Source organism: Novosphingobium sp. DS6-6 (genome assembly GCF_057784975.1).
In genome coordinates this window covers 43,433-67,398 of record NZ_JBYNTS010000011.1, presented here as the reverse complement: position 1 = coordinate 67,398, position 23,966 = coordinate 43,433, and the positions used below count along the sequence as shown (strand labels likewise).

Here is a 23,966-nt window from a genome sequence, read left to right as displayed (position 1 = left end):
CTGGCGCAGGTCAGATTTCCCCGGTGATGGTGAACTGGAACGTGCGGGGAGACAGGGGGCGGAACGTTCCATCGCCCCTTACAGACACCGAGATGAACGACAGCGTGTCCTTGTCGAACAGGTTGTCGATGTTGAAGCGCGCCTTGATGCTTTTCACCGGGCCAAGGCGCCAGCCGTCGCCGATATCGACATAGGTGCTGAACACGGCAAAGCCCGGCACGCTCGATCCTGCGGTGTTCTCGAACGTCGACCAGCGGCTCGAGGTATAGCGGCCCGACAGGTTGGCGACGAGCCAGCTCGCCGGTTCGGTGGTCAGGCCGCCGCCCACGATCCACTTGGCGCTGTCGGGCAGATACTTGCCGGCGGTGAAGATGCGCGGTGCCGCATCGACGTCATCCTGGAACTTGGCGTTGTTGTACGTGACGTTGAGATTGCCATAGAGCAGCCCGTGCAGGAACGCGGGCTTGTACGTGCCGGAAAACTCGAAGCCATAGGCCCGCACCCGGCCCACGTTCTGGAAAAAGGTTTCGGTGGCGTTGCCGTTGCTGCCCGGCACGGCGCTGGCGATCGACTGGATGCGGTTCTTGAACCGGGTGTAGTAACCGGCCAGCGAGGCATAGAGCTGCCCCTGATTGGTGCGGATGCCCAGTTCCATATTGGTGGCGCGCTCGGCTGCCGGCTGGGGCACCAGCGCGCCGCCGGGGCGGATCACGGAATAGATATCGTCCATGCCCTTGGGCAGCGCCATGTTTTCGGCATAGGAGGCGAAGATTTGGGTGCGCTGGTCGATCTTGTAGAGCAGCCCGGCCATCGGCAGGAACAGGTCGTTATAATGCGCGGTGTTGCGGCTGGGGCCATAGCCGGCAACGGTACTCTGGCCCACGATCCGGTAGTAATCGTTGAAATCGCGATAGCCGTTGTAGTAGTAATCGAGCATCAGGCCCTTGAAGCCTAGATCGAGCACCAGCGCATCATCGGCCAGCTTCAGCGTATCCTTGACGAAAATCTGCAAGGTATCGCGCTTGGAGCGATAGTCGCGGCGAAGATAGACCAGTTCGTTGAGGTTTGGCGCACTGTCGGGCGCGCCGTCGGTGGTGTTGTAGCGCGCCTGGGTGCGGTGGTACTTGTCGACTTCGGCCCACACCCCCGCTTCGAGGGTGTTGACGCCCAGGTCCCAATGCAGCTTGGCTGTCACCCCGTAACGGTCGCCACCCACGCCCGAGCGGCCGTACTGGATGCCCTTGGGCGCGGTGACCGGCAGACCCACCGCCACCTGGCTCTGGTATTGGTTCAGCGAAAAGGGGTAGGTATCTGGCGAAACGCCATAGCCGCCCTTGTCTTCCCAGTAGAGTGTCGTTTCTGCCCATACGCCGTCGGCGATGCCGGCATGGAACGTGGCGCCGTAAAGCCGGTCCTTCCGCACGTTGATCGCCAGGTTATAGACCTGGGCATAGAGGGGATTGGAATAATAGACCCCCGGCGTGGTCGGCGCGAAGCCCGGCGTCGTGTTGGGCACGTTCTCAATATAGGCATAATCGCGCCCGCAGGCGCCCACCGCGCTGCGCGTGGTGCAATTGTACTGCGCGCGGTTGATCGGCGGCGAATCGTAATCGAAGAAGTCGTTGGAAACGAATTTCAACCGCGCCCAGCTATCGCCGCCCAGATCGGCATGGACCTGCGCTTCCCAATGTTCGCGGTCCACCGAACCCGGCCCGCGCCACAGATCGGTATTGAGCTTGGTGCGGCTGAGATAGGCGCGCAGCGGGCCGACCTGCCCGGTGCTGGCGCGAATGAACGTGCGCCGCGTGTTGAACTGGCCAAAGGTCTGCGAAACGAACAGGCCCAGATCCTTCTGCGGCTGGATGCTGTTGTACTGCACCACGGGACCCAGCGTGGAATAGCTGGGCAGCGACACGTCGCCGGCGCCCACGGCCGCTTCCACCACGCCTAGGTTCTCGTTGTCGACATAGCGGAAAATCGGGCTTCCACCAAAGGCATCGCTCCGGCCGGTGGGGATGCCATCGACTATGAAACCGATCTGATCGAGATTGAAAGCCCGGGTCTGCACACTGTTGCCGAATTCGTAGAGGCCAAGCGCGCCGTCCGTCTGGACGTTGAAGCCCGGCAACTGCTCCAGCATCTTGAGACCGGAAATCCCCGATGGCGCCGACAGCAGTGCTTCGCGGGTTACGGCGATGACGTTGCTGATCTTGTTTTCGCCGATCGCCTCGGCCGATTGCGAGATGCGCCGGCCCGTGACCGTGACCATCGGCGCCGGCTCATCCTCGGTCGCGGGTTCCTGTGCCAGCGCGGCAGCCGGAATGGCGATGCAGCATCCCAGAAGAGCGGTTACGAAACGAGGCGATCTGTGTTGTGAACGCATGAGGAACTCCGGTCTAAAGGCACGGTATCGGCCTTCCAGAGCTTGCGCCGCCAGCGCGGCGCGCGTGCATCCCCTCAAACGGCACGGAAAATGCGAACCAGGCGTAACGTCGCTCCACCCCTTGTGCCGCTTTCGCCCTGAACGAAATCGCCGCATCGACCCTGTGATCTTTTATCTTTGATGCAAGCGGCCCGGGTTGGAGGTTTCTTTTCATTGCTTGGCCCAGCGCCTTAGTCAACCGCGCGGGCGGCGCCGTTGGCATTGATGATAAATACCGTGATTGTGTTCCGTTGCGCTCATCGAAGAGGCCCACAAGCCACGGGGAGCGCCGGGTTTGCCGAAGAATCCTGACGCAATCGACGCGACGGCGGCGCCCGGCGCGACGGCCTTGCGCGCAATCGCGACCGCGCGATGTCGTGGATCGCGCGCGGGCGATCAAAAGGAATGGCGCCTGTAACCAACATTCCCATGGCGATGACCCCGGGTTTCGGCCGGGGCCATCGGTAACGATCAGGCCAGATCGAACCTGTCGGCATTCATCACCTTGCACCAGGCGGCAATGAAGTCGGTCACGAACTTCATCTCGTTGCCGTTCTCGGCATAGACCTCCGCCACGGCGCGCAGTTGCGCGTTCGAGCCGAACACGAGATCGGTGCGGGTCGCGCGCCAGCGTTCGACGCCGCTGGCGCGATCGCTGCCTGCGAACTCCTCGTCACCGCTGGTGTCCACCGTCTTCCACGTCGTGCCCATGTCGAGCAGGTTGACGAAGAAATCGTTGGTCAACTGCCCCGGGCGATCCGTCAGCACGCCCAGCTTCGTGTTCCCCGCCGTTGCGCCGAGCACGCGCAGCCCGCCGACAAGGACGGCCATCTGCGGGATCGACAGCCCCAGGAGATGCGCGCGGTCCAGCATGATCTCCTCGGTCTTTACCGTCTGCCGCGTCGCGAGATAGTTGCGAAAGGCATCGGCGCGCGGCTCCAGCACGGCAAAGCTGTCCGCGTCGGTCTGCGCTGCGCTTGCATCGCCGCGCCCCCCGGTGAACGGCACGGTCACGTCAAACCCGGCATCGCGCGCCGCCTTTTCCACCGCGGTCGAGCCGGCCAGCACGATCGCGTCGGCCATCGACAGATCCCCGCGCAGGCGATCGATCGTGGCAAGCACCCGGGCGAGTTCCTCGGGATCGTTCACCGCCCAGCCGTTCTGCGGCGCCAGGCGGATGCGCGCGCCGTTGGCGCCGCCGCGATGGTCCGACCGGCGATAAGTCGAGGCAGAAGCCCAGGCTGCCTTGACCAGTTCGGCAACCCCGTGCCCGCTTGCCAGGATCGCCGCGCTGAACGCCGCAACCGCGGCATCGGATGGCATTGCTCCCTTGGGCACCGGGTCCTGCCAGATAAGGTCCTCGGCGGGGATCTCGGGGCCGAGGTAGCGGGCCTTGGGGCCCATGTCGCGATGGGTGAGCTTGAACCAGGCGCGGGCAAAGGCATCGTCGAGTGCGGACTGGTCGTCACGGAAACGCTCGGCGATTTGACGATAGTCCGGGTCCATTTTCAGTGCCATGTCGGCCGTGGTCATCATCGTCGGTACGCGCCTGGCAGGATCGCGCGCATCGGGGGCCATGTCCTCCGGATCGGGGTTCACCGGCTGCCACTGCTGCGCGCCGGCAGGGCTGCGCACCAGTTCGAAATCGTACTTGAACAGCAGGCGGAAATAGTCGCCACCCCACCGCGTCGGGTTCGGCGTCCATGATCCTTCCAGGCCCGAGGTGGTGATGTGGCCCTTCGCGATCTGTTCAGCATCGGTTGCCCAGCCAAAGCCCATGAGTTCCATCGCTTCGGATTCCGGCGCGCCGCTGAGCCGATCGGGCTGCACCGCGCCGTGCGCCTTGCCGAAGGCATGGCCGCCGGCGGTCAGCGCAACCGTCTCCTCGTCGTTCATGCCCATGCGCTCGAACGTCACGCGCATGTCGCGGGCGGATTGCAACGGATCGGGCACCCCGCCGGGGCCTTCCGGATTCACGTAGATCAGGCCCATCTGGATCGCCGCCAACGGGCTTTCCAGCTCCCAGCCCTTGTCGGGCTGAATCCGGGTCTGGGCGCCGGTATCGACCCAGGCTTCTTCGGTGCCCCAATAGACATCGCGCTCGGGCTCGAAGCTGTCCGGGCGGCCGCCGCCAAAGCCGAACACCGGCCCCCCCATCGACTCGATTGCGACATTACCGGCCAGGATGAACAGATCAGCCCAGCTGACATGCTTGCCGTACTTGCGCTTGATCGGCCAAAGCAAGCGGCGCGCCTTGTCGAGGTTGCCGTTGTCGGGCCACGAATTGAGCGGCGCGAAACGCTGCTGCCCGCTGCCTGCGCCGCCACGTCCGTCCGCCGTGCGATAGGTCCCCGCCGAATGCCATGCCATGCGGATGAAGAACGGCCCGTAGTGCGCATAGTCGGCCGGCCACCAGCTCTGCGAATCCGTCATCAGGGCGTGAAGATCGGCCTTGAGCGCGTGGTAATCGAGCGCCTTGAACGCCTCGGCATAAGCGAAGTCGGGGCCCATGGGATCGGGCGACACGCCGTTTTGAGTGAGAATGTCGAGCTGCAGCGCATCGGGCCACCAGTCGCGGTTCGTCCGGCCCAGTAACGCCCGAACGCCGCCATCCTTGTCGTGGAACGGGCATTGCCCGCGCATGTCACCAGTTTTCACGTCCATCGCGCTCCTCCGTCGTTGCGGATGGGGACGGATGCTCGTGCCGGTGTCAAGGGAATAAACGGGTTCGATCCTATCTGAATGAGCGCGGGGTGAGACGGTGAACGATTATCCCTTTTCGGGCCGCATCGATCGTAATGAACTACACAGCGGGTGAAACGCAGCCGCCGCGATGACCGCATTTGAACCAACTCACTTCCCCGTAAGGTCCTACGATCTGCTGCTTGCGCGAGTACCGGCTTGCCCTCACCCTTTGGCTCAATATCGCTCACCGGCTTGCCGTCCCAGTCGCTGGCGATCACGCTGTTCTCTGCGACGGGGGGCGTCCGGATCGCGCCGTTACCAGCATCACTGTAGATCAACGTCTCCGGCTTCTCGTCGAATGTTTCACCCCGAGCTTCCACGTACGTTTGCGCGGAGCATGTGCCGGGCCGCGCGTTGGCAAGTCGCAACGGCGCGTTCGCGCACAATCACATCCGGGTTGTCGCTCAGCGAGTCGCTATCGTCAGCAAGACCGAGGTTCACATCCGCATTCTGCGCAGCAATTGCCAAGAACCGTAAGCACCGGCTCCGGTGTAGAGGCGGCGGTGCTAGGCGTTCGTGGTTCTGAACCGAAATGGTGCGCCCGACGGGATTCGAACCCATGGCCCCCAGATTAGGAATCTGATGCTCTATCCTGCTGAGCTACGGGCGCCCGGGCTTCTCTTACGAGCGTCGTTGCGGCATGGCAATGTGCATCGGGCGGTTTCAGTTCACCTCGCCGGGCGGAGCCACGGGAACGAGCAGCGGGGCGACCGCGATGCCTTCTTCCAGCAGATCCCGGGCTTCCTCGGGCGTTGCCTGGCCATGGATCGGCACCGCGTCCTTTTCGCCATAGTGCATCGCCCGGGCGCTTTCGGCGAAGGAATCGCCCACCCAGGTAGAGGTCTTGAGCGCCTCGGCCTGGGCCAGGGCCACCGCGCGGAGCATTGCCAAGGCTTCGGGCGGCAGAGGCGGGGCGGGTGGCGGCATCAGCGCGACAGGCTCACGCGCATGGCCGGCCTGGCCGGCCACCTGTGGCGAGGCGGGCAGCGCCGGGGCCTGGTTGCCCTTGCGCCCCACGGCCGGGGCCATCACCGCTTTGACCACATCGCCGCTGCCGCAAACCGGGCAAGTCACCAGCCCGCGCTCCTGCTGGCGGGCATAGTCGCTCGACGAGGCGAACCAGCCTTCGAAGCGGTGCCGGCCGCCGGAGCATTGCAGATCGAAGACAATCATGACGGTTGCGATATGGGAACCGGCCGCCGGTTGGCAAGACTTGGCAACTGCCGGCGCACCGCATCCGTGCGGGCGGGATCGATGAGGGCAAAACCCAGGCCCGCCGCCTGCCCCATGTCGAGCAGCACATCGCCCCAGGGATCGATCACCAGGCTGTGGCCATAGGTTTCGCGCCCGTCTGCATGATGCCCGGTCTGCGCCGCCGCGATGACGAAGGCGCTGGCTTCCACCGCACGGGCGCGCTGCATCAGGTGCCAGTGGGCCGCGCCGGTGGGCACGGTAAACGCGGCGGGAACCGCGATGCAGTCGCACCCCGCCTGGCCCAGCGCCTCGAACAGGGCGGGAAAGCGGATGTCATAACAGATTGCCAGGCCCAGCCGGCCCACCGGCGCCTGCACTGTCACCACGGCCTCGCCGGGCCGATAGGCCGCGGATTCGCGCCAGCTTTCGCCCGTGGCAAGATCCACGTCGAACATGTGCATCTTGTCATAGCGCGCGGCGATCTGCCCGCTTGGATCGATCACGAAAGCGCGGTTGGCCCAGCGGCCGTCGGTATCGTCGGGGCGGATCGCCAGCGAGCCCAGGTGCACCCACAGGCCATGGCGCGCCGCCGCCTCGCGCACGGCGGCAAGCACCGGGTTTTCCGCTTCGGTCACGATGTGTGGTGCCGCGCGGGCGCGATCGCGATCGATCAGCCCGGCCATTTCAGGGGTGAACAGCATGGCCGCCCCCTCCTTGGCGGCGCGAGCGACGGCCTCGACAATGGTGTTCGCATTGGCCAGCGGATCGATGCCGCTGGTCATCTGCAAAAGGCCGACCCGGACGGGAGCGCCGGCGCTCATGCCAGGCCGAGCAGCGCGTCGAGCTTGCCGGCGCGATCGAGCGCGTGAATGTCGTCGCAGCCGCCCAGCGCCTGATCGTTGACGAAAACCTGCGGAACGGTGGCCGCGCCCGGCGCGCGCGCCTGCATTTCGCTGCGCTTGGGGCCGCCCATCGTCACATCGTATTCCTCATAGGCGACGCCCTTGGCATCGAGCAACTGCTTGGCCCGGGCGCAATAGGGGCAGCCCCACTTGGTGTAGATCTCCACCTTGGGTGCCGAAGATGCTGGGGGGGACTGGCTCATGTTCGCTCCGATCGGAAAGGTGAAAACGACAGGTCTTGAAATGGCGCTCGCAACGCACACATGATCGTTCGTGACGCGCGCCGCAAGACGGGCTCGTCATTTCAACCCGCCCCTGCGCCGGAGTTTCCCGGGCCGGGGCATGTGCAGATTGCTCTTGACGAGGATATTGCCATGAACCGTTTCGATTTCACCCCCTATCGCCGCACCACCGTGGGTTTCGATCGCCTGTTCGATCTGCTCGAACGCCAGGCCCGCGCCAATGCCGGCGACAATTATCCGCCTTTCAATATCGAGCGGCAGGGCGAGGATGCCTATCGCATCACGCTGGCCGTGGCCGGTTTCAAGCCGGAAGACCTCGATATCACCGCGCAGCAGAATCTGCTGGTGGTGAAAGGCAGCAAGGCCGATCTGGCCGATAAGCAGTACCTGCATCTGGGGATCGCCAACCGCAGCTTCGAACGCCGTTTCGAACTCGCCGATTTCGTGCGGGTGCAGGCGGCCGACCTTGCCGATGGCCTGCTGACCATCGACCTGGTGCGCGAAGTGCCCGAGGCGATGAAGCCCAAGAAGGTGCTGATCGGCAACCAGAAGGCCTTGTCGGTGGTGGACGGCGACACAAGCGCCGCGGCCTGATCCACCGGCCCGCTGACATGCGAAGGGGCGCGGGCCATGCGGCCGGCGCCCCTTTTTCGTTACGGCACCGCCCTTTCCCGTTACGGCACAAGGCCGTCAACGGCGGCAATCAGACCAGCCGCGCCTGCTTCACGGCGGCGGCGATAAAGCCCTTGAACAGCGGGTGCGGATCGAACGGGCGGCTTTTCAGTTCGGGATGGAACTGCACGCCGATGAAGAACGGGTGATCGGGCCGCTCGACGATTTCCGGCAAGAGGCCGTCGGGCGACATGCCCGAAAACCGCAGCCCGCCCTGCTCCAGTGCTTCGCGATAGGCAACGTTCACTTCATAACGGTGGCGGTGGCGCTCGCTGATCGTGGTGGCGTCATAGATGCTGGCGACATGGCTGTTGCCGGCCAGATGCGCTTCATAGGCACCCAGCCGCATCGTCCCGCCCAGATCGCCATCGGCCTCGCGCTTTTCCAGGCCTTCGGGCGTCATCCATTCGGTGATGATGCCAACCACCGGTTCGTCGGTCGGGCCGAATTCGGTGGACGATGCCGCGGCGATGCCCGCCGTGTTGCGCGCGCCTTCGATACAGGCCATCTGCATGCCAAGGCAGATGCCGAAAAACGGCACATGGCGTTCGCGGGCAAAGCGCACGCTGGCGATCTTGCCTTCCGATCCGCGCTCGCCAAAGCCGCCGGGCACCAGAATTCCGTGCATCGGCTCGAGATGGGCCGCGATCTCGCTGTCTTCGCGCTCGAACAGTTCGGCATCGATCCAGCGAATGTTGACTTTCACGCGGTTGGCCATGCCGCCATGGGCCAGGGCTTCATTCAACGACTTGTAGGCGTCCTGCAGGCCGACATACTTGCCCACCACGCCGATCGTCACTTCGCCTTCGGGATTGTGATAGCGATCGACGATATCGTCCCAGCGCGTCATGTCCGGTTCGGGGGCGGTGAGGCCGAAATGGCGCAGCACTTCGGCATCCAGCCCCTCGGCATGGTATTGCACCGGCACGGCATAGATGCTGCTGGCGTCCAGCGCCGGGATCACGGCGGATTTGCGGACGTTGCAGAACTGGGCGATCTTGGCCCGTTCGCCATCGGGCAGCGGCTTTTCACAGCGGCACAGAAGAATGTCGGGCTGGATGCCGAGCCCGGTCAGCTCGCGCACCGAATGCTGGGTCGGCTTGGTCTTCAGCTCGCCAGCCGCGGCGATGTAAGGCACCAGCGTGACGTGGACGAAGCAGGTCCGGTCGCGTTCCAGCTCGTTGTGCAACTGGCGCAGCGCCTCGATGAACGGCAGGCCTTCGATGTCGCCCACCGTGCCGCCAATCTCGCACAGCACGAAATCGAGATCGTCGGTTTCGGCCTGGGCGAATTCCTTGATTGCGTCGGTCACATGGGGAATCACCTGGACGGTGGCGCCCAGATAAGCGCCGCGGCGTTCCCTGGCGATGATATCGCGATAGATGCGGCCCGAGGTGATGTTGTCGGCCTGGCGTGCGGACACGCCGGTGAAACGCTCGTAGTGGCCTAGATCGAGATCGGTTTCCGCGCCGTCGTCGGTCACGAAGACTTCACCGTGCTGATAGGGGCTCATCGTGCCCGGATCGACATTGAGATAGGGATCGAACTTGCGGATCCGCACGCGATAGCCGCGCGCCTGGAGCAATGCCGCCAGGCTTGCCGCCATAAGACCTTTGCCGAGCGAGGAAACCACGCCGCCGGTGATGAAAATGTACCGCGCCATGGGATTTGGGCCTTAACGTCAGAGGGGACGGATGCGCAAGTGGGACCATCGCCTGGGGGGGGCGACAATCCACAGGTGCGGCAGGCGAACGATCAGCCCCTGCGTGTCGTCGCAGGGAAAGTGGAAAGCCAGACGAGCCGGCGCCCCCACCCTGTTTGGCGGAACGCCGGCCCTATATCTGCTGCTTCATGCTGACAGGATATTACTGCTTTGTGGCGGAGCCCAGCGGATCGGCCGGGACCACGGGGGCCGGGGCGGCCGAAGGATCGGCTTCCGGGACGACCGGGGCGGCTGCCGGCGGAGCCTGCCCGGCCAGGGGATCGGCCGTGCGCTGCAACGACGTATCGAGCGTGCGGGTGCCGCCGGTGTTCACCGCCATGGCCGCCAGCACGATGCTGAGCCCCACGAACAGCACCGCCAGGATCGAAGTCACGCGGGTGAGGAAATCGGCCGCGCCGCGCGCCGACATGAAACCGGCCGGGCTGCCGCCCACGCCCAGGCCGCCGCCTTCGGACTTCTGGATAAGGATGACGCCGACCAGCGCGGCTGCGATCAGCGCCTGGACAACGGCAAGGAAGATGAAAAGCGACATGGGGTTCCGCCTGAAACTGTTGGCGCGCACTTAGAGTGCATGGCGCCCCAGCGCAAGGGGCCGCCTCGCCGGGGTTGCCGGAGAGGGCCGCAGGCGGGAGTCAAGCCTCGCCCGCGCCCGCCGCGGCCACGATCGGCAGAAACGCATCGGCCGTCAGGCTGGCACCGCCGACCAGGGCGCCGCCCACTTCGGGCGCGGCCAGCAGGGCCGCCGCATTGCCCGCATTGACCGAACCGCCATAGAGAATGCGCGGCCGGCTGCCCGCCTCGCCGTAAGCCGCGCCCAGCCGCTGGCGCACGGCGGCATGCATGGCGATCACGTCCTCGACAGCGGCGACCCGGCCAGTGCCGATCGCCCAGACCGGTTCATAGGCGATCGCCACTTTGCCCGCGGCAACCGCTTCGAGTGCGGCATCGCCGGCCGGAATCGAGGCATCGACCTGGCCGGCCACCACATCGCGCGCGCGGCCCGCATCGCGTTCGCCCAGCGTTTCGCCCACGCAGATGATCACGCCCAGCCCCGCCGCCAGCGCCGCCTCGGCTTTCGCGCGAACCAGGGCATCGCGCTCGCCATGATCGCGGCGGCGCTCGCTATGGCCCAGGATCACGAAATCCGCGCCGATATCGGCCAGCATGGCCGCCGACACGTCGCCGGTATGCGCGCCCTTGACCTCGGTATGGCAATCCTGCCCGCCGACGCCGATCCCGGTCACCGCTTCGCGCAGCAGGCCAATCAAGGGAAAAGGCGGTGCCAGCGCGATGTCCACCTGCGGATGGCGCGCGGCGGCCCGGTCGATCGCCCGGGCCTCTGCCAACATGGATCGGTTTCCGTTCATTTTCCAGTTTCCGACGATGTATGGTCGTTGCACCATGGCAAGCTGTATCCCTGTGCTTGTTTTCCGGTCATCGGCTGCCACGCGCGCGGCGACAAGGCCGGCAGGCGAAAGCAAAATCCCGAATCTTTACCTTTCCCTTGCCTGCAATTGCCCTGCCAGCGCAAGGGGCGCGCGACGAAAGCGCCCGGACGCCCCGGCGGGCCACAGGCGTTGCGGAATCTGTCCACGCCGCCTAAGGCAGGCGCACCTGGTATCTTGCGGATTTGATCGCTTCCCATGCTCTCGCTGTTTCGTAGATTGATCCATTCCCGCATCGGCGCCGTGTTCGCGCTGGTGTTCATCGGCCTTCTCGCCCTGGCTTTTGCCGGTGCCGACGTCACCGGCCTGCGCGTCGGCCAGAGCGGCGGGTCAGAGGCGGCCGCGACGGTCGGCCGCGGCCAGGTGGGCGTGGCGGAACTGGACAAGACCGTCACCACGGCGTTCGAGCAGGAGCGCGAACAGAACCCGACGCTGACGATGAAGCAGTTCCTGGCACAGGGTGTCCTTGCCGATGCGCTCTCGGGCCTTGCCGATCGCGCCGCCATGCAGGAATGGGCAACGCGGCAGCAGATGGGCGTGAGCGACCGGCTGGTCGATAGCGAGATCGCCAAGCAGTCCGCCTTTCAGGGGCCGGACGGCAAGTTCAGCGATGCGGTCTATCGCGCCTTTCTGGCCCAGCGCGGATTGACCGATGCCGCGGTGCGCAAATCGATCACGCAAAGCCTGATCGTGCGCCAGGTTCTGTCACCGGTTTCGCCTGGCACGGCCATGCCCGCCTCTGCCGTGGCGCGCTATGCCGCGATGCTCAAGGAAACGCGGGATGGCGAGATCGGCTTCCTGCCCAGCCTCGCCTTTGCCGGCAGCGACAAGCCCACCGACGCAGCCATCGCCGCCTTTTACAAGGCCAACGCGGCCCGTTATCGGCAACCCGAACGGCGCACGCTGCGCTATGCGGTGATCGACGAGGCGACCCTGCCCAATGTGCCCGCGCCCACCGATGCCGATATCGCCGCGCGGTACAAGGCCAAGGCCGATCTCTTCGCTCCCAGCGAAACGCGCAGCGTCACCCAGGTCGTCGTGCCCACCCAGCCCGCGGCCCAGGCACTGGCGGCAGAAATAGCCGGCGGTACGCCGATCGAGGCGGCGGCCCGAACCAAAGGCCTGGCCGCCAGCCGGATCGCCGATCTTTCGCGGGACAAGCTGGCCGCGCAAAGTTCGGCCGCGGTGGCCGATGCCGTGTTCGCGGCTGCCCAGGGCAAGATCGCCCAGCCGGCGCGCAGTGGCCTTGGCTGGCACGTGATCCGCATCGATGCCGTCACCAGAAAGCCGGGCAAGACGCTGGACCAGGCGCGCCCCGAAATCATGGCCGAGCTTACAGCCGAAAAGCGCCACGCCGCGCTGCTCGATCTTTCGGCCCGGCTGGAGGAACAGTTTGAAAACCGTTCCGGCCTTGCCGATGTCGCCAAGACCCAGGGCGTGACGCTGAGCACGACGCCGGCGCTCACCGCCGACGGAAGCGTGTTCGGCCAGCCGGGACAGAAGGCCCCGGCCGATGTTGCCGCGCTGCTTCAGGGGGCCTTTGCCATGGAGCGCGAGGGCGAGGCGCAAGTTGCCCCGCTTGCCGACGGCAAGCGCGTTGCGATTTTCGATGTCGGCCAGATCACCCCCGCCTCGCCAGCCCCGCTCGATCAGATCAAGGATCTGGTGGCGCGCGACTATGCTGCGGCGCAGGGCGTGGCCAAGGCCAAGGAGGCTTCCGCCAAAGTGCTCGCCGCCATGGCCAAGGGCACGTCGCTTGCCGATGCGCTCAAGAGCCTGGGGCTGACGTTGCCGCCGGCCCAGCCGATCAGCCTCACCCGCGAACAGCTGGCTGCCATGCAGCAGAGCGGGCGCCCGCTGCCGCCGCCGCTCGTGCTGCTGTTCGCCATGTCGAAAGGCACCGCCAAACCGCTGGACGCACCCAACAGGGCCGGTGTCTACATCGTGTCGCTCAAGGCCGTCACGCCGGGCGTGATCCCGCCGGGCGATCCGTTCCTGGCCGAGGCCGCACGCCAGTTCGGGCTCGACATGGGGCGCGAGTTGGCCGAGCAGCTGCGCGTGGCAATCCGCAACGAGGTGGGGGTGAAGCGCAACGAAACCGCCTTGCGCACGCTTAACGCCAAGCTTTCCGGTAACCAGTAAGGCCATGACCGCAACCTTGTCGCGGCCCGCGCCGGGTGCCGGTGTCCAGCCTGAAAACAGCGCGGCCGCCCTGGTCGCGCTCGCCGCCGGGCAGCCGGCGCTGGTCTGGCGCAAGCTGATCGCCGACAGCGAAACCCCGGTCAGCGCCGCACGCAAGCTGTTCGTGCCCGAACGCGGCGATTTCCTGCTGGAATCGGTGCAGGGCGGCGAAGTGCGCGGGCGCTACAGCCTGGTGGGGCTCGATCCCGATCTGGTGTTCCGCGCCAGCGGCCCGGCCGCGCGGATCAACTCCGTCTGGCAGACCGATCGGGCCGCTTTTGCCGATCTGCCCGGCAACAGCCTGGCCGAGCTGCGCGCTCTGGTCGAACGCTGCAGGATCGATGTGCCCCCCGGCCTGCCGCCGGCGCTTGCCTGCCTGGTCGGCTATTTCGGTTACGAAACCATCGGCCTGGTGGAAAAGCTGCCGCGCCCGCCGCAGAGCGAACTCGAACTGCCGGACATGCTGTTCGTGCGCCCGACACTGGTGCTGGTCTTCGACCGGCTGACCGACGAACTCACCGTGGTGGCGCCAGTCTGGCCCGAAGCGGGCACGCCCAATACCCTGGTCATGCGGGCGGCCGATCGCATCGATGCGGCGCTGGCCCGCCTGCACGGCCCGCTGCCGGCCGATCCGCGCCTGCCCGGCCCGCTCGATCTGCACCGCCAGCCGCGGATGACGGGCGAACGCTATGGCCAGATGGTCGCCCGCGCGCGCGATTACATTGCCGCCGGCGATATCTTCCAGGTGGTGCTGGCGCAGCGTTTCACGGCCCCTTTCCCTTTGCCGCCCATGGCCCTCTACCGCGCGTTGCGCCGCATCAACCCGTCGCCGTTCCTCTATTTTCTCGATCTGCCCGGTTTCGCGCTGATCGGATCGAGCCCGGAAATCCTGGTGCGCATCCGCGATGGGGAAGTGACCATCCGGCCCATTGCCGGCACGCGCCCGCGCGGCGCAACCGCGCAGGAAGACCAGGCCAACGAGGAAAGCCTGCTGGCCGATCCCAAGGAGCGGGCCGAGCATCTCATGCTGCTGGACCTGGGGCGCAACGACGTGGGCCGCGTGGCTGCCGCGGGAACGGTGAAAGTCACCGAAAGCTACACGGTCGAGCGCTACAGCCACGTGATGCACATCGTTTCCAACGTGGTGGGCCGGCTCGACACGGCGCGTGCGGATTCGGTCGATGCGCTGCTGGCCGGCTTTCCGGCCGGCACCGTCAGCGGCGCGCCCAAGGTCCGCGCGTGCGAGATCATCGCCGAACTCGAGCCGGAAACGCGCGGCGCCTATGCCGGCGGGGTCGGCTATTTCGCGCCCGACGGTTCCGTCGACAGCTGCATCGTGCTGCGCACCGCCGTGCTCAAGGACGGCGTCATGCATGTCCAGGCCGGGGCGGGCATCGTGGCCGACAGCGATCCGGCCGCCGAACAGCGCGAATGCGAGCACAAGTCCGGCGCCCTGTTCGCCGCCGCGCGCGAAGCGATCCGCGTCGCGGCAGAGCCGGCGTTCGGGCAATAGGAAACGCCCCATGATTCTCGTCATCGACAATTACGACAGCTTCACCTGGAATCTCGTCCACTATGTGATGGAACTGGGCGCGCAGGTCCGTGTCGTCCGCAACGATGCCATCACCGCCGCGCAGGCACTGGCCTCGGGCGCCAGCGGCTTCCTGCTCTCGCCCGGCCCCTGCACGCCCAACGAGGCCGGCGTCAGCCTCGATCTGGTCGCTGCCGCGGCGCAGGCCGGGCTGCCGTTGCTGGGGGTATGCCTGGGGCACCAGTCGATCGGGCAGCACTTCGGCGGCAAAGTGGTGCGGGGCGGGCTGATGCACGGCAAGACTTCACCTGTCGCGCATGACGGCAGCGGGGTGTTCGCCGGCCTGCCCTCGCCCTTTACCGCCACGCGCTATCACTCGCTGGTGGTCGAAGACGTGCCCGAATGCCTGATCGTCAACGCCCGGTCCGACGATGGCCACACGATGGGCTTCCGCCATGCCAGCCTGCCGATCCACGGCGTGCAGTTCCATCCCGAAAGCATCGCCACGCAGCATGGCCACGCCCTGATTGCCAATTTCCTGGCCCTGTGCGGGATCGACGCGCGGATGCCGGCATGAGCCTGCTGCCCCCGGTTGGCGAAACTCCGCTGACCCAGGATGAAGCCCAAGCCGCCTTCGCCGCCATTCTCGACGGCACGGTGGACGACGCGGCCATCGCCGCGTTTCTCGTCGCTCTGGCCGATCGCGGCGAAAGCGCCGGCGAGATTGCCGGGGTCGCGCAGGCGATGCGCGCGCGCATGATCCGTGTCGCCGCGCCTGAAAACGCCATCGACGTCTGCGGCACGGGCGGCGACGGGCACCACACGCTCAACGTATCCACCGCGGTCAGCCTGGTGGTGGCCGCCTGCGGCGTGCCGGTGGCCAAGCACGGCAACCGTGCCGCCAGTTCCCGGGCCGGGGCTGCCGATACGCTCGAAGCGCTGGGGCTCGATCTCGATCGCGCGGTCGAAACCGCCGAGGCAACGCTGGGCGATCTTGGCATCTGCTTTCTCTTCGCCGGGCGGCACCATCCCGCCATGGGCCGGATCATGCCGGTCCGCCGCGCCATCGGCCGCCGCACGATTTTCAATCTCGTGGGGCCGCTGGCCAACCCGGCTGGCGTGACGCGCCAGCTCGTCGGCATCGCGCAGCGTGCCTATGTGCCGATCTATGCCGATGCTCTTGCCCGGCTGGGCACGGACCGCGCGTTCGTCGTCGCCGGTGACGAGGGGCTGGACGAGTTGAGCCTTGCCGGCGGCAGCGATCTCGCCGACGTGGAGGGGCAGAGCATTCGGCTGCGCCGGGTGGCGCCGGCCGATGCCGGCCTTGCCACCGCGCCGATCGAGGCCATTCGGGGCGGAGACGCAGCTTACAATGCCGCCGCGCTGATGGCCCTGCTGCAAGGCGCACCGGGGCCTTATCGCGATGCCGTGCTGTTCAACGCCGCCGCGGCGCTGATCGTGGCGGGTGAAGCGGCGAATTGGCACGACGGGGTGGAGGAAGCCGCCGAAGCGCTCGACAAGGGTTTGGCCCTTGCCTTGCTGCGCTGCTGGATCGATGCGTTGAAATAGGGCATCCGCATTTCATGACTGACAAGCTTGCCGAGATATGCGCGACCAAGCGCGGTGAAGTGGCGCAGCGCAAGGCGCATGCTTCACTGGCAGACCTTGCCGCGCGCGCCGGCGCACAAAGCGCGCCACGCGGTTTCGAAGCGGCGCTGCGCGCCCAGGCCGTCAATGGCTTTGCCCTGATTGCCGAAATCAAGAAAGCCAGCCCCTCCAAGGGCCTGATCCGCGCCGATTTCCGGCCGGCCGACCATGCCCGTGCCTATGAGGCGGGCGGCGCCACGTGCCTTTCGGTGCTGACCGACGGCCCCTATTTCCTGGGGCACGAGGATTTTCTCGTCGCCGCACGCGCTGCCTGCACTCTGCCGGTACTGCGCAAGGACTTCATGGTCGATCCCTGGCAGGTGGCCGAAGCGCGCGCGATCGGCGCCGATGCCATCCTCATCATCGTCGCCGCGCTGGGCGATGCCCAGATGGCCGAGATCGAGGCCGCCGCGCGCGAGGCCGGCATGGACGTGCTGATCGAAGTGCACGACGAGGCCGAGATGGAACGCGCCGCGCGTCTCCGCTCGCGCCTCATCGGTGTGAACAACCGCGATCTCAAACGCTTCGTCACCGATATCGCCACGACCGAACGCCTGGCGCCGCTTGCGCCGGAAGGCACTTTGCTGGTGGCCGAAAGCGGCATCGATGCGCATGCCGATCTTCTGCGCCTGGCCGGCTGCGGTGCGCGTACGTTCCTGGTGGGGGAAAGCCTGATGCGCCAGGACGACCTTGCCGCCGCGACCAGGGCCCTGCTGCAGGGCTGACGAGGCGTGGCACGCAAACTGTGGTTCGACGGCGGTTGCCGCCCCAATCCGGGCCGCATGAAAACCGCTGTCGTCACGCGCGGGCGCACCTGGTTCACGGCCGATTGCGGAGAAGGCAACAGCGACCGTGCCGAATGGCTGGCCCTGCTTGCTGCGGTCGATCTGGCCCGTGCGCTGAAGGAAACGGACGTGGTATTCTGCGGGGATTCGGCTTTCGTGATCGACCAGATCAGGGGTTGCACGGCCCCTCACCCCGCCGCTGCCGATTGCCTTGCCGCCTATTGGAACGGCATCGTTCCATTTTCCCGTGTTCGCCTGCGCCATGTCGGCCGCGCGCAGAACCTGGCCGGCATCGCGCTCGATCATCCGCGTGATGGCCTGGCCCCGCCCCAACCGCTTATCGGTGAAGAGGGCTTGCGCCTGGCCGCCCGCGTGGCATGACCGTGGCATGACGCAGCTTACCCATCTCGATGCCCGGGGCCACGCCCGCATGGTCGATATCGGCGCCAAGCAGCCCACCCATCGCGTGGCCGTAGCGCAGGGCCTGATCCGCATGTCGGCCACGGCGCTGGCGGCGATCCGCGACGGCACCGTGCCCAAGGGTGACGTGCTGGCCACCGCCCGCATTGCCGGGATCATGGCCGCGAAGAAGACGGGCGAGTTGATCCCCCTGTGCCACCCCCTCGCGCTCGATGCCGTGGCGGTGGAATTCGCATTCGTGGACGAGGGCGTCGAATGCACCGCCACCGCCTCTCTCACCGCCCGGACCGGCGTCGAGATGGAAGCGATGACAGCCGCTTGCGTGGCGTTGTTGACAATCTATGACATGGCCAAGGCGGTGGACAAGGGCATGGTGATCGAGGCCGTGCGCCTGGTGGCCAAGCGGGGCGGCAAGTCGGGCGATTGGTCTGCGCCATGAACGGCGCGCATGACGGTTCGCGCCCGGCGCCGCTGCCGCTCGAACAGGCCCAGGCGCGGCTGATCGCCCTGGCGCCGCATCTGGCGATCGAACATCGCGCCACGGCAGAGACGCTGGGTCATTACCTTGCCGCGCCGCTGGTGGCGGCACGCACCCAGCCGGCAACCGCGCTTTCGGCGATGGATGGCTATGCCCTGCGTGCCGCCGATCTGCCCGGCCCCTGGTCCGTTACGGGAGAAAGCGCGGCCGGCCATCCCTTTGCCGGGGTGGTGAACCCGGGCGAAGCGGTGCGGATCAGCACCGGGGCGGCCATGCCCGCCGGCGCCGATTGCGTGCTTCTGCAGGAAGACACGGCGCGCAACGGTGATCTGCTCACACTGCAGGGGGTGCCGCCCGATCCGCCGTCGCGGCATATTCGCCCCGCGGGCATGGATTTTGCCGCGCATGACCTGCTGCTCGCCACCGGCACGCGGCTGGGACCGGCGCAGATCGCACTGGCCCTGGCCGCCGGGCATGGCCACGTGGCGGTGCACCGCCGCCTGCGCCTGGCGATCATCGACAGCGGCGACGAACTGGCCGCGCCGGGGCACGCCCCGCTGCCGCACCAGATCCCGGCCAGCAACGGCCCGATGCTGGCGGCCATGGCGGCCGCCTTGCCGGTCGACGTGCAGCGGATCGGCCCTGTGCCCGATGACCTTGCCCGGCTCGCCGCTGTGCTCGACGCCGTACGCGATGCCGATGTGGTGGTGACCAGTGGCGGTGCTTCGGTGGGCGATCACGATCTCGTCCGCCCTGCGCTCGAAGCCGCGGGGGCGCAGATCGATTTCTGGCGCGTGGCGATCAAGCCCGGCAAACCGTTGCTGGTGGGCCATCGCCCGGCCGGGATGACGGGAGTGCCGCAGATCATTCTCGGGCTGCCAGGCAACCCCGCCTCGGCATTCGTTACCGCGCATCTGTTCATGCTGCCACTGCTGCGGGCGGCGCTGGGCGCGGCCCAGCCACTCGCCATGCCGTTTGACGCCCCGCTTGCCCGGCCCATGCCCGCCGGCGGCGGCCGCACCGAATTCCTGCGCGCGCGATGGGACGGCGTGACGGTGACGCTCGATCCGCTGCAGGATTCCGGTGCCATCAGCCCTATCGCCCGCGCCAACTGCCTGGTCAAGCGCGAAGCCGGCGTGGCCCCGCAACCGCAGGGAACGCCCGTTCCGGTCTATCTGCTCGATTTTGGCGGATTTGCTTGACGGGTTCGGTTTGGTTGCTTATTCGTTCCGCATTCGTTCGCTAGAGGAGACTTGCGGATGCTTACGCGCAAGCAGCACGAACTGCTCTCATTCATCCAGACGCGGCTTGATGAGTCCGGCATTTCCCCCTCGTTCGAGGAGATGAAGGAAGCGCTCGATCTCAAGTCCAAGTCCGGCGTCCACCGCCTGATCTCCGCGCTTGAGGAACGGGGCTTTATCCGCCGCCTGCCAAACCGCGCGCGGGCGCTGGAAGTGATCCGCGAGCCTGAAAGCCTGGCCACCAAGGCCGCCCCGCGCGCCACCATGCCACGCCCGGCGCTTGCCCCGGCCAACACCGGTCACCCGATCCCCGCCGCGGCGAACGACGTGATCGAGATTCCGCTGCACGGCCGCATTGCCGCTGGCGCCCCGATCGAAGCGCTGGAAGGGTCGGGCGTCCTGCCCGTGCCGGCGGCGCTGCTCGGTTCCGGCGAGCACTATGCGCTCGAAGTTTCAGGCGATTCCATGATCGAGGCCGGCATTCTCGATGGCGATTATGCTCTCGTGCGGCGCACCAGTACCGCGCGCGATGGCGAGATCGTCGTTGCGCTGGTGCGCGGCGAGGAAGCGACGCTCAAGTATCTCCACCGCGAGAAGGGCATGATCCGCCTCGATCCGGCCAATGCGGCCCATGATCCGCAATTCTACGCGCCCAACGAAGTGGAAGTGCAAGGCAAGCTGGCAGGCCTTCTGCGCCGTTATCACTGACAGGCCTTCTCACGGGCACCGGCAGGCTTTCCCACGGGCTGGCCTTCCGGCCGCCGCGATGGGCAGCGGGCCGTCCGGAACGCTCGCCACCCCGCGCCGCGCCGTTCAGCCTGCGGTCGCGGCCACGTCTATCCGTGTCTCGGGTAGCTGCGCCAGGATGGTCTCGGCCTCTGGCCGGTCGAGCCAGTCGGGGCTTACCGCAAGGAAGCGCAAAGTGCGATCGGGCGCCACGATCGCCACGGCCGGCTGAGTCATCTCATAACTATGCGTGCCCAGCGTCGCCCCGATCCACGGCGCGCCCGGGGCCACCGCCGGCTGGTCATCGGGAAAGAACGTGATACCGAGCTGCCGCGCCAGGGCATAACCGGGATCGGCAAACGTGGGGAAACGCAGGCCATGGCGCTCTTTCGGCCCCGTATCGACCGGGATCTGCGGGCTGACGGCCAGAAGGCGAATACCCGCCGCGTCGAGCCTGGGCCGCAAGGCCTCGTCATAATAGGGCAACGCGATGTTGCAGGCCGGGCAGCCGCCAAAGCGGAAGAAGATCAGCACGGCGGGGCCATCCGCAAGGAGGGCGTCGCTGTCCTGCGTCTCCCCTTGCGCGTCCACCAGGCGGAATGGCGCCAGCCGCGTGCCGGGCGCCGGGTGGCGAGACGGATCATGCCGTTCCACCAGCAGGCGCCGCTGTTCGGCATTGCGGGCCAGCTGCTCGGGCGCCCAGGTCCGCGCGCGCTCGGCGGCAAGATCGGCAAAGCGTTGGGCAAGGCTAGCGGGCTGGGTCATGATCGCATTCCTGTGCTGAGGTTCCGCTTCGACCGCTAGACCTGCCGCTTTGTGCCGACCATCGAGATCAGCGCCGCCATGCATGAGACTTTGCAATACTACAGCGTGGCCACGGTTTGCCGCGCCAGTTCGGCGAGCCGCGCCGTGGCAGCATCGAGCGCGCCGGCGGTCTGGAGAATGCACGAGACACGCGGGAGCGCGGGCAGCGGGCCACTGTCGAGCAGGGCATCGGGCAAAAACAGCGGCGTGCGCACGGTCAGCCCCAGCCCGGCCTGCACTGCCGCGCGCAGGGTCGTCAGGTTGGGCGTTTCCACGGTGATGCGATAAGTGCGGCCGATATCCTCCAGCGCGCGGATCGCCGCCTCGCGGAAGCGGCAGGGCTGCTCGAGCACGGCCAGCGGAATAACTTCGCGCCCGGCAAGGCCCGCCTCGCCGAACCAGGCCATGTCGGCCGTGGCCACGGCGTTTTCGTCGCTGGGCAGACCATAACCCAGCACGATGTCAAGCTGGCGCCGCTCGAGCTGGCCGAGCAGTTCGGCCGTACCCGCGATGCGCGAATAGATCTGCGCCTCGGGATGCAGTTCGGCAAACTGCGCCAGCAGGCCCGAAAGCAGCAGCTCGGCGAAATCCTGCACCATCCCGATCCGCGCCGGGCCGTTGTATTGGCCAGCGCTCACCGCCGCGACGGCTTCGTCATGCAACGTCAATACCTTGCGCGCGTAATCGAGCATGAGTTCGCCCGCCGGAGTCAAAGTAAGACGCCGGCCATCACGGTGGAACAGCGCCTGCTGCAGCAGTTCTTCCAGGCGCTTGATCTGCAGGCTGAGTGCCGACTGGGTGACGAACACCTTTTCCGAGGCGTTGAGCATCGAACCGGTATCGACGATGGCAACGAAGCTGCGCAGCAGGTTGGTGGGCAGGTTGACCGGCATGAGGCACCATCGGACAAGTTGGAAGGGGCGGGCAAGTTGGAAAGGGCAGGCAATTCCTCACAGCTACAGCCACCTATTTTATCTATCAAAATAGTAGACATTTAAAATGCTAAAGGAAGTGTTTGTCGGCGCGGTTCCCCGCCGAAATGCTTCGCTTGGCCGCCATCTATGAGCGCTGCAAATGAATGGGGATCAAAACTCAATTGATTGAATAGACAATGCAGGTTCTGCTGTCAGCAAGATTCCGCCATTCAGGTCTGCCACCATGCCCAACCGCGTTTCCGTCCGCATTGCACCGCCTGCCCTGATCGGGCGGCTCGGCCGCTCGCGCTGGTCGTCCCCGCTCGGCCTGCTGGGCGCGTGGGAGCTTGCATCGCGTTCCGGAATCATCCCCGAACGCACGCTGGCCGCGCCATCGGCCGTGATCGCCACTTTGTGGACCATGCTCGTTTCCGGCGAATTGCCGCAGAACCTTCTGGTTTCGTTCTGGCGGGTGGGGTTCGGCCTGGCGATCGGCGTATCCGTGGGCGTGGTTCTGGCCTTGCTGGCCGGACTTTCACGCCAGGGCGAGGCGATGGTCGATCCCATCATGCAGATCAAGCGCACGATCCCCACGCTGGCGCTCACGCCGTTGTTCATCGTCTGGTTCGGCATCGGCGAAACTCCCAAGGTTGCCCTGATCGCCTTTGCATCGATGTTCCCGGTCTATCTCAACCTCTACAGCGGCATTCGCGGGGTCGATGTGCGCCTGCTGGAAGGGGCGCGCAGCTTCGGCCTCGGCCAGGCTGAACTGATCTGGCATGTCATCCTGCCCGGCGCCCTGCCTGCATTGCTGGTCGGCCTGCGCTATTCGCTGTCTCTAGCCATCCTCGTTCTGGTAGTGGCCGAACAGATAAACGCCTCGGCCGGGCTTGGCTATCTCATCAACAATGCCCGCGATTTCCTGCGCACCGACATCATCGTGGTGTGCCTGATGGTCTACGCCGTGCTGGGTCTGGGTGCCGATGCGCTGGTCCGCACGATCGAGCGCCGCGCGCTCGTCTGGCGCCCCTCCCTGGTCAAAGCCTGACCGGCCCGCCTTCCCCCTGTCGCTTCAAGGAGTAAGACCCATGGACGCCCGCCTCCGGTTCCTTGCCCAAGATGCAGTTCCCGCACCCGCGGCCCGGCCCATCGTCCGCCTGTCGAACTTCACCCGCCGGTTCGGCGACGTGACCGTGATCGAAGGGCTGGAACTGACGATCCAGCCCGGCGAGTTCGTCGCGCTGCTCGGCCGCTCGGGCTCGGGCAAGACCACGCTGCTGCGCACGCTGGCCGGGCTCGACGGCGCCGAGGGGCAGGACGTGTCGGTTCCCGCGGCGCGCGCGGTGGTCTTTCAGGATGCGCGCCTGCTGCCGTGGAAAAAGGTCTGGCGCAATGTCGCGCTGGGCCTGAAAGGCGCGGATATTCGCGCCCGCGCGCAGCACGCGCTCAAGGAAGTGGGCCTTGGCCATCGCTTGGATGCCTGGCCGCTGACGCTGTCGGGCGGCGAAGCGCAACGCGTTGCCCTGGCGCGCGCGCTGGTGCGCGAACCGGAACTGCTGCTGCTCGACGAGCCTTTCGCCGCGCTCGACGCGCTGACCCGCCTGCGCATGCACGAACTGGTGCTGGCGTTATGGCGCGCGCATGGCTGCGCGGTGCTGATGGTCACGCATGATGTGGACGAGGCCGTGGCGCTGGCCGATCGCATTCTCGTGCTCGATGGCGGCCGCATCGCGGCGCAGGAACGCATCGGCATTGCCCGCGGCGCGCGCGGTGAACTGACGCATTCGCTCAAGGCCAAGCTGCTCGGCATCCTGGGTGGAACACAGCCGCTGGCCGATCACGTCATTCCCTTTCCACAGACCGCGACCGGAGCCTGAGGCCCGTGGCGACGCAG

General features: G+C 66.6%; 22 protein-coding genes and 1 tRNA gene. 12 read left to right on the top strand and 11 right to left on the bottom strand.

The annotated features are described in order from the left end of the window. Window positions 1-10: 10 nt before the first annotated feature. From AC3EDY_RS13180 to grxC, 6 genes are all read right to left on the bottom strand, one after another. Window positions 11-2,383, bottom strand: coding sequence for a TonB-dependent receptor (locus AC3EDY_RS13180; RefSeq protein ID WP_488572959.1), 2,373 nt, complete (start codon window positions 2,381-2,383; stop codon window positions 11-13). Between the two features lie 510 nt (window positions 2,384-2,893). Then, the gene (gene katG / locus AC3EDY_RS13175) at window positions 2,894-5,086 is read right to left on the bottom strand and encodes a catalase/peroxidase HPI (RefSeq protein ID WP_488572958.1); all 2,193 of its coding nucleotides are present in this window, start codon (window positions 5,084-5,086) and stop codon (window positions 2,894-2,896) included. Between the two features lie 614 nt (window positions 5,087-5,700). Next, a tRNA-Arg gene (locus AC3EDY_RS13170) sits at window positions 5,701-5,777 on the bottom strand. 53 nt (window positions 5,778-5,830) lie between these two features. Further along, window positions 5,831-6,340 carry a DUF1178 family protein gene (locus AC3EDY_RS13165; protein ID WP_488572957.1) on the bottom strand — a complete coding sequence of 170 codons (510 nt, stop codon included), beginning with the start codon at window positions 6,338-6,340 and terminating at the stop codon, window positions 5,831-5,833. After that, on the bottom strand, window positions 6,337-7,182 hold the full coding sequence (locus AC3EDY_RS13160; RefSeq protein WP_488572956.1) for a carbon-nitrogen hydrolase family protein: 846 nt from the start codon (window positions 7,180-7,182) through the stop codon (window positions 6,337-6,339). The genes AC3EDY_RS13165 and AC3EDY_RS13160 overlap by 4 nt, the downstream gene beginning before the upstream one ends. Further along, window positions 7,179-7,466: a glutaredoxin 3 gene (gene grxC, locus AC3EDY_RS13155; protein WP_488572955.1), complete on the bottom strand. Its 288-nt coding sequence runs from the start codon at window positions 7,464-7,466 to the stop codon at window positions 7,179-7,181. The genes AC3EDY_RS13160 and grxC overlap by 4 nt, the downstream gene beginning before the upstream one ends. 171 nt (window positions 7,467-7,637) lie before the next feature. Between grxC and AC3EDY_RS13150 the strand changes: the two genes are divergently transcribed. After that, the gene (locus AC3EDY_RS13150; RefSeq protein ID WP_488572997.1) at window positions 7,638-8,099 is read left to right on the top strand and encodes an Hsp20 family protein; all 462 of its coding nucleotides are present in this window, start codon (window positions 7,638-7,640) and stop codon (window positions 8,097-8,099) included. Between the two features lie 109 nt (window positions 8,100-8,208). Here AC3EDY_RS13150 and pyrG read toward each other — a convergent pair whose 3' ends face one another. The 3 genes from pyrG to tpiA form a co-directional block, all read right to left on the bottom strand. Next, the gene (gene pyrG / locus AC3EDY_RS13145) at window positions 8,209-9,840 is read right to left on the bottom strand and encodes a CTP synthase (RefSeq protein ID WP_488572954.1); all 1,632 of its coding nucleotides are present in this window, start codon (window positions 9,838-9,840) and stop codon (window positions 8,209-8,211) included. 202 nt (window positions 9,841-10,042) lie between these two features. Then, the gene (gene secG / locus AC3EDY_RS13140) at window positions 10,043-10,432 is read right to left on the bottom strand and encodes a preprotein translocase subunit SecG (RefSeq protein ID WP_488572953.1); all 390 of its coding nucleotides are present in this window, start codon (window positions 10,430-10,432) and stop codon (window positions 10,043-10,045) included. Window positions 10,433-10,532: 100 nt separating this feature from the next. After that, window positions 10,533-11,303, bottom strand: coding sequence for a triose-phosphate isomerase (tpiA, locus tag AC3EDY_RS13135; RefSeq protein WP_488572952.1), 771 nt, complete (start codon window positions 11,301-11,303; stop codon window positions 10,533-10,535). A gap of 240 nt (window positions 11,304-11,543) precedes the next feature. On the opposite strand from tpiA, the gene AC3EDY_RS13130 reads away from it, so the two are divergent. The 9 genes from AC3EDY_RS13130 to lexA are packed head-to-tail and all read left to right on the top strand — an operon-like array spanning window position 11,544 to window position 20,336. Then, window positions 11,544-13,487 (top strand): peptidylprolyl isomerase, encoded by a 1,944-nt coding sequence (locus AC3EDY_RS13130; RefSeq protein WP_488572951.1) that lies wholly within the window; start codon window positions 11,544-11,546, stop codon window positions 13,485-13,487. A gap of 4 nt (window positions 13,488-13,491) precedes the next feature. Further along, the gene (trpE, locus tag AC3EDY_RS13125; protein ID WP_488572950.1) at window positions 13,492-15,039 is read left to right on the top strand and encodes an anthranilate synthase component I; all 1,548 of its coding nucleotides are present in this window, start codon (window positions 13,492-13,494) and stop codon (window positions 15,037-15,039) included. 10 nt (window positions 15,040-15,049) lie between these two features. Beyond that, complete coding sequence (locus AC3EDY_RS13120) at window positions 15,050-15,634, top strand: anthranilate synthase component II (RefSeq protein ID WP_488572949.1); 585 nt, start codon at window positions 15,050-15,052, stop codon at window positions 15,632-15,634. Next, entirely contained in the window at window positions 15,631-16,626 is a 996-nt protein-coding gene (gene trpD / locus AC3EDY_RS13115; protein ID WP_488572948.1) for an anthranilate phosphoribosyltransferase, read from the top strand. The genes AC3EDY_RS13120 and trpD overlap by 4 nt, the downstream gene beginning before the upstream one ends. A 14-nt stretch (window positions 16,627-16,640) precedes the next feature. Next, window positions 16,641-17,429, top strand: coding sequence for an indole-3-glycerol phosphate synthase TrpC (gene trpC / locus AC3EDY_RS13110; protein ID WP_488572947.1), 789 nt, complete (start codon window positions 16,641-16,643; stop codon window positions 17,427-17,429). Between the two features lie 6 nt (window positions 17,430-17,435). Next, window positions 17,436-17,870 (top strand): reverse transcriptase-like protein, encoded by a 435-nt coding sequence (locus AC3EDY_RS13105; RefSeq protein WP_488572946.1) that lies wholly within the window; start codon window positions 17,436-17,438, stop codon window positions 17,868-17,870. Between the two features lie 7 nt (window positions 17,871-17,877). Further along, a complete protein-coding gene (gene moaC, locus AC3EDY_RS13100; RefSeq protein WP_488572945.1) occupies window positions 17,878-18,348 on the top strand; it encodes a cyclic pyranopterin monophosphate synthase MoaC in 471 nt (156 codons plus the stop codon). Continuing rightward, entirely contained in the window at window positions 18,345-19,589 is a 1,245-nt protein-coding gene (locus AC3EDY_RS13095; protein ID WP_488572944.1) for a molybdopterin molybdotransferase MoeA, read from the top strand. Before moaC ends, AC3EDY_RS13095 begins: the two co-directional genes overlap by 4 nt. A 57-nt stretch (window positions 19,590-19,646) precedes the next feature. Beyond that, on the top strand, window positions 19,647-20,336 hold the full coding sequence (gene lexA / locus AC3EDY_RS13090; protein WP_488572943.1) for a transcriptional repressor LexA: 690 nt from the start codon (window positions 19,647-19,649) through the stop codon (window positions 20,334-20,336). 105 nt (window positions 20,337-20,441) lie between these two features. Here the strand turns inward: lexA and AC3EDY_RS13085 are convergent, their stop codons facing one another. Together AC3EDY_RS13085 and AC3EDY_RS13080 are read right to left on the bottom strand one after the other, a co-directional pair. Next, entirely contained in the window at window positions 20,442-21,119 is a 678-nt protein-coding gene (locus AC3EDY_RS13085) for a peroxiredoxin-like family protein (RefSeq protein ID WP_488572942.1), read from the bottom strand. Between the two features lie 98 nt (window positions 21,120-21,217). Further along, window positions 21,218-22,051 (bottom strand): LysR substrate-binding domain-containing protein, encoded by an 834-nt coding sequence (locus AC3EDY_RS13080; protein WP_488572941.1) that lies wholly within the window; start codon window positions 22,049-22,051, stop codon window positions 21,218-21,220. 265 nt (window positions 22,052-22,316) lie between these two features. Here AC3EDY_RS13080 and AC3EDY_RS13075 point away from each other — a divergent pair, with 265 nt between their 5' ends. Next, entirely contained in the window at window positions 22,317-23,120 is an 804-nt protein-coding gene (locus AC3EDY_RS13075) for an ABC transporter permease (RefSeq protein ID WP_488572940.1), read from the top strand. 40 nt (window positions 23,121-23,160) lie between these two features. Then, entirely contained in the window at window positions 23,161-23,949 is a 789-nt protein-coding gene (locus tag AC3EDY_RS13070) for an ABC transporter ATP-binding protein (RefSeq protein ID WP_488572939.1), read from the top strand. The last annotated feature ends 17 nt before the right edge of the window (window positions 23,950-23,966 follow it).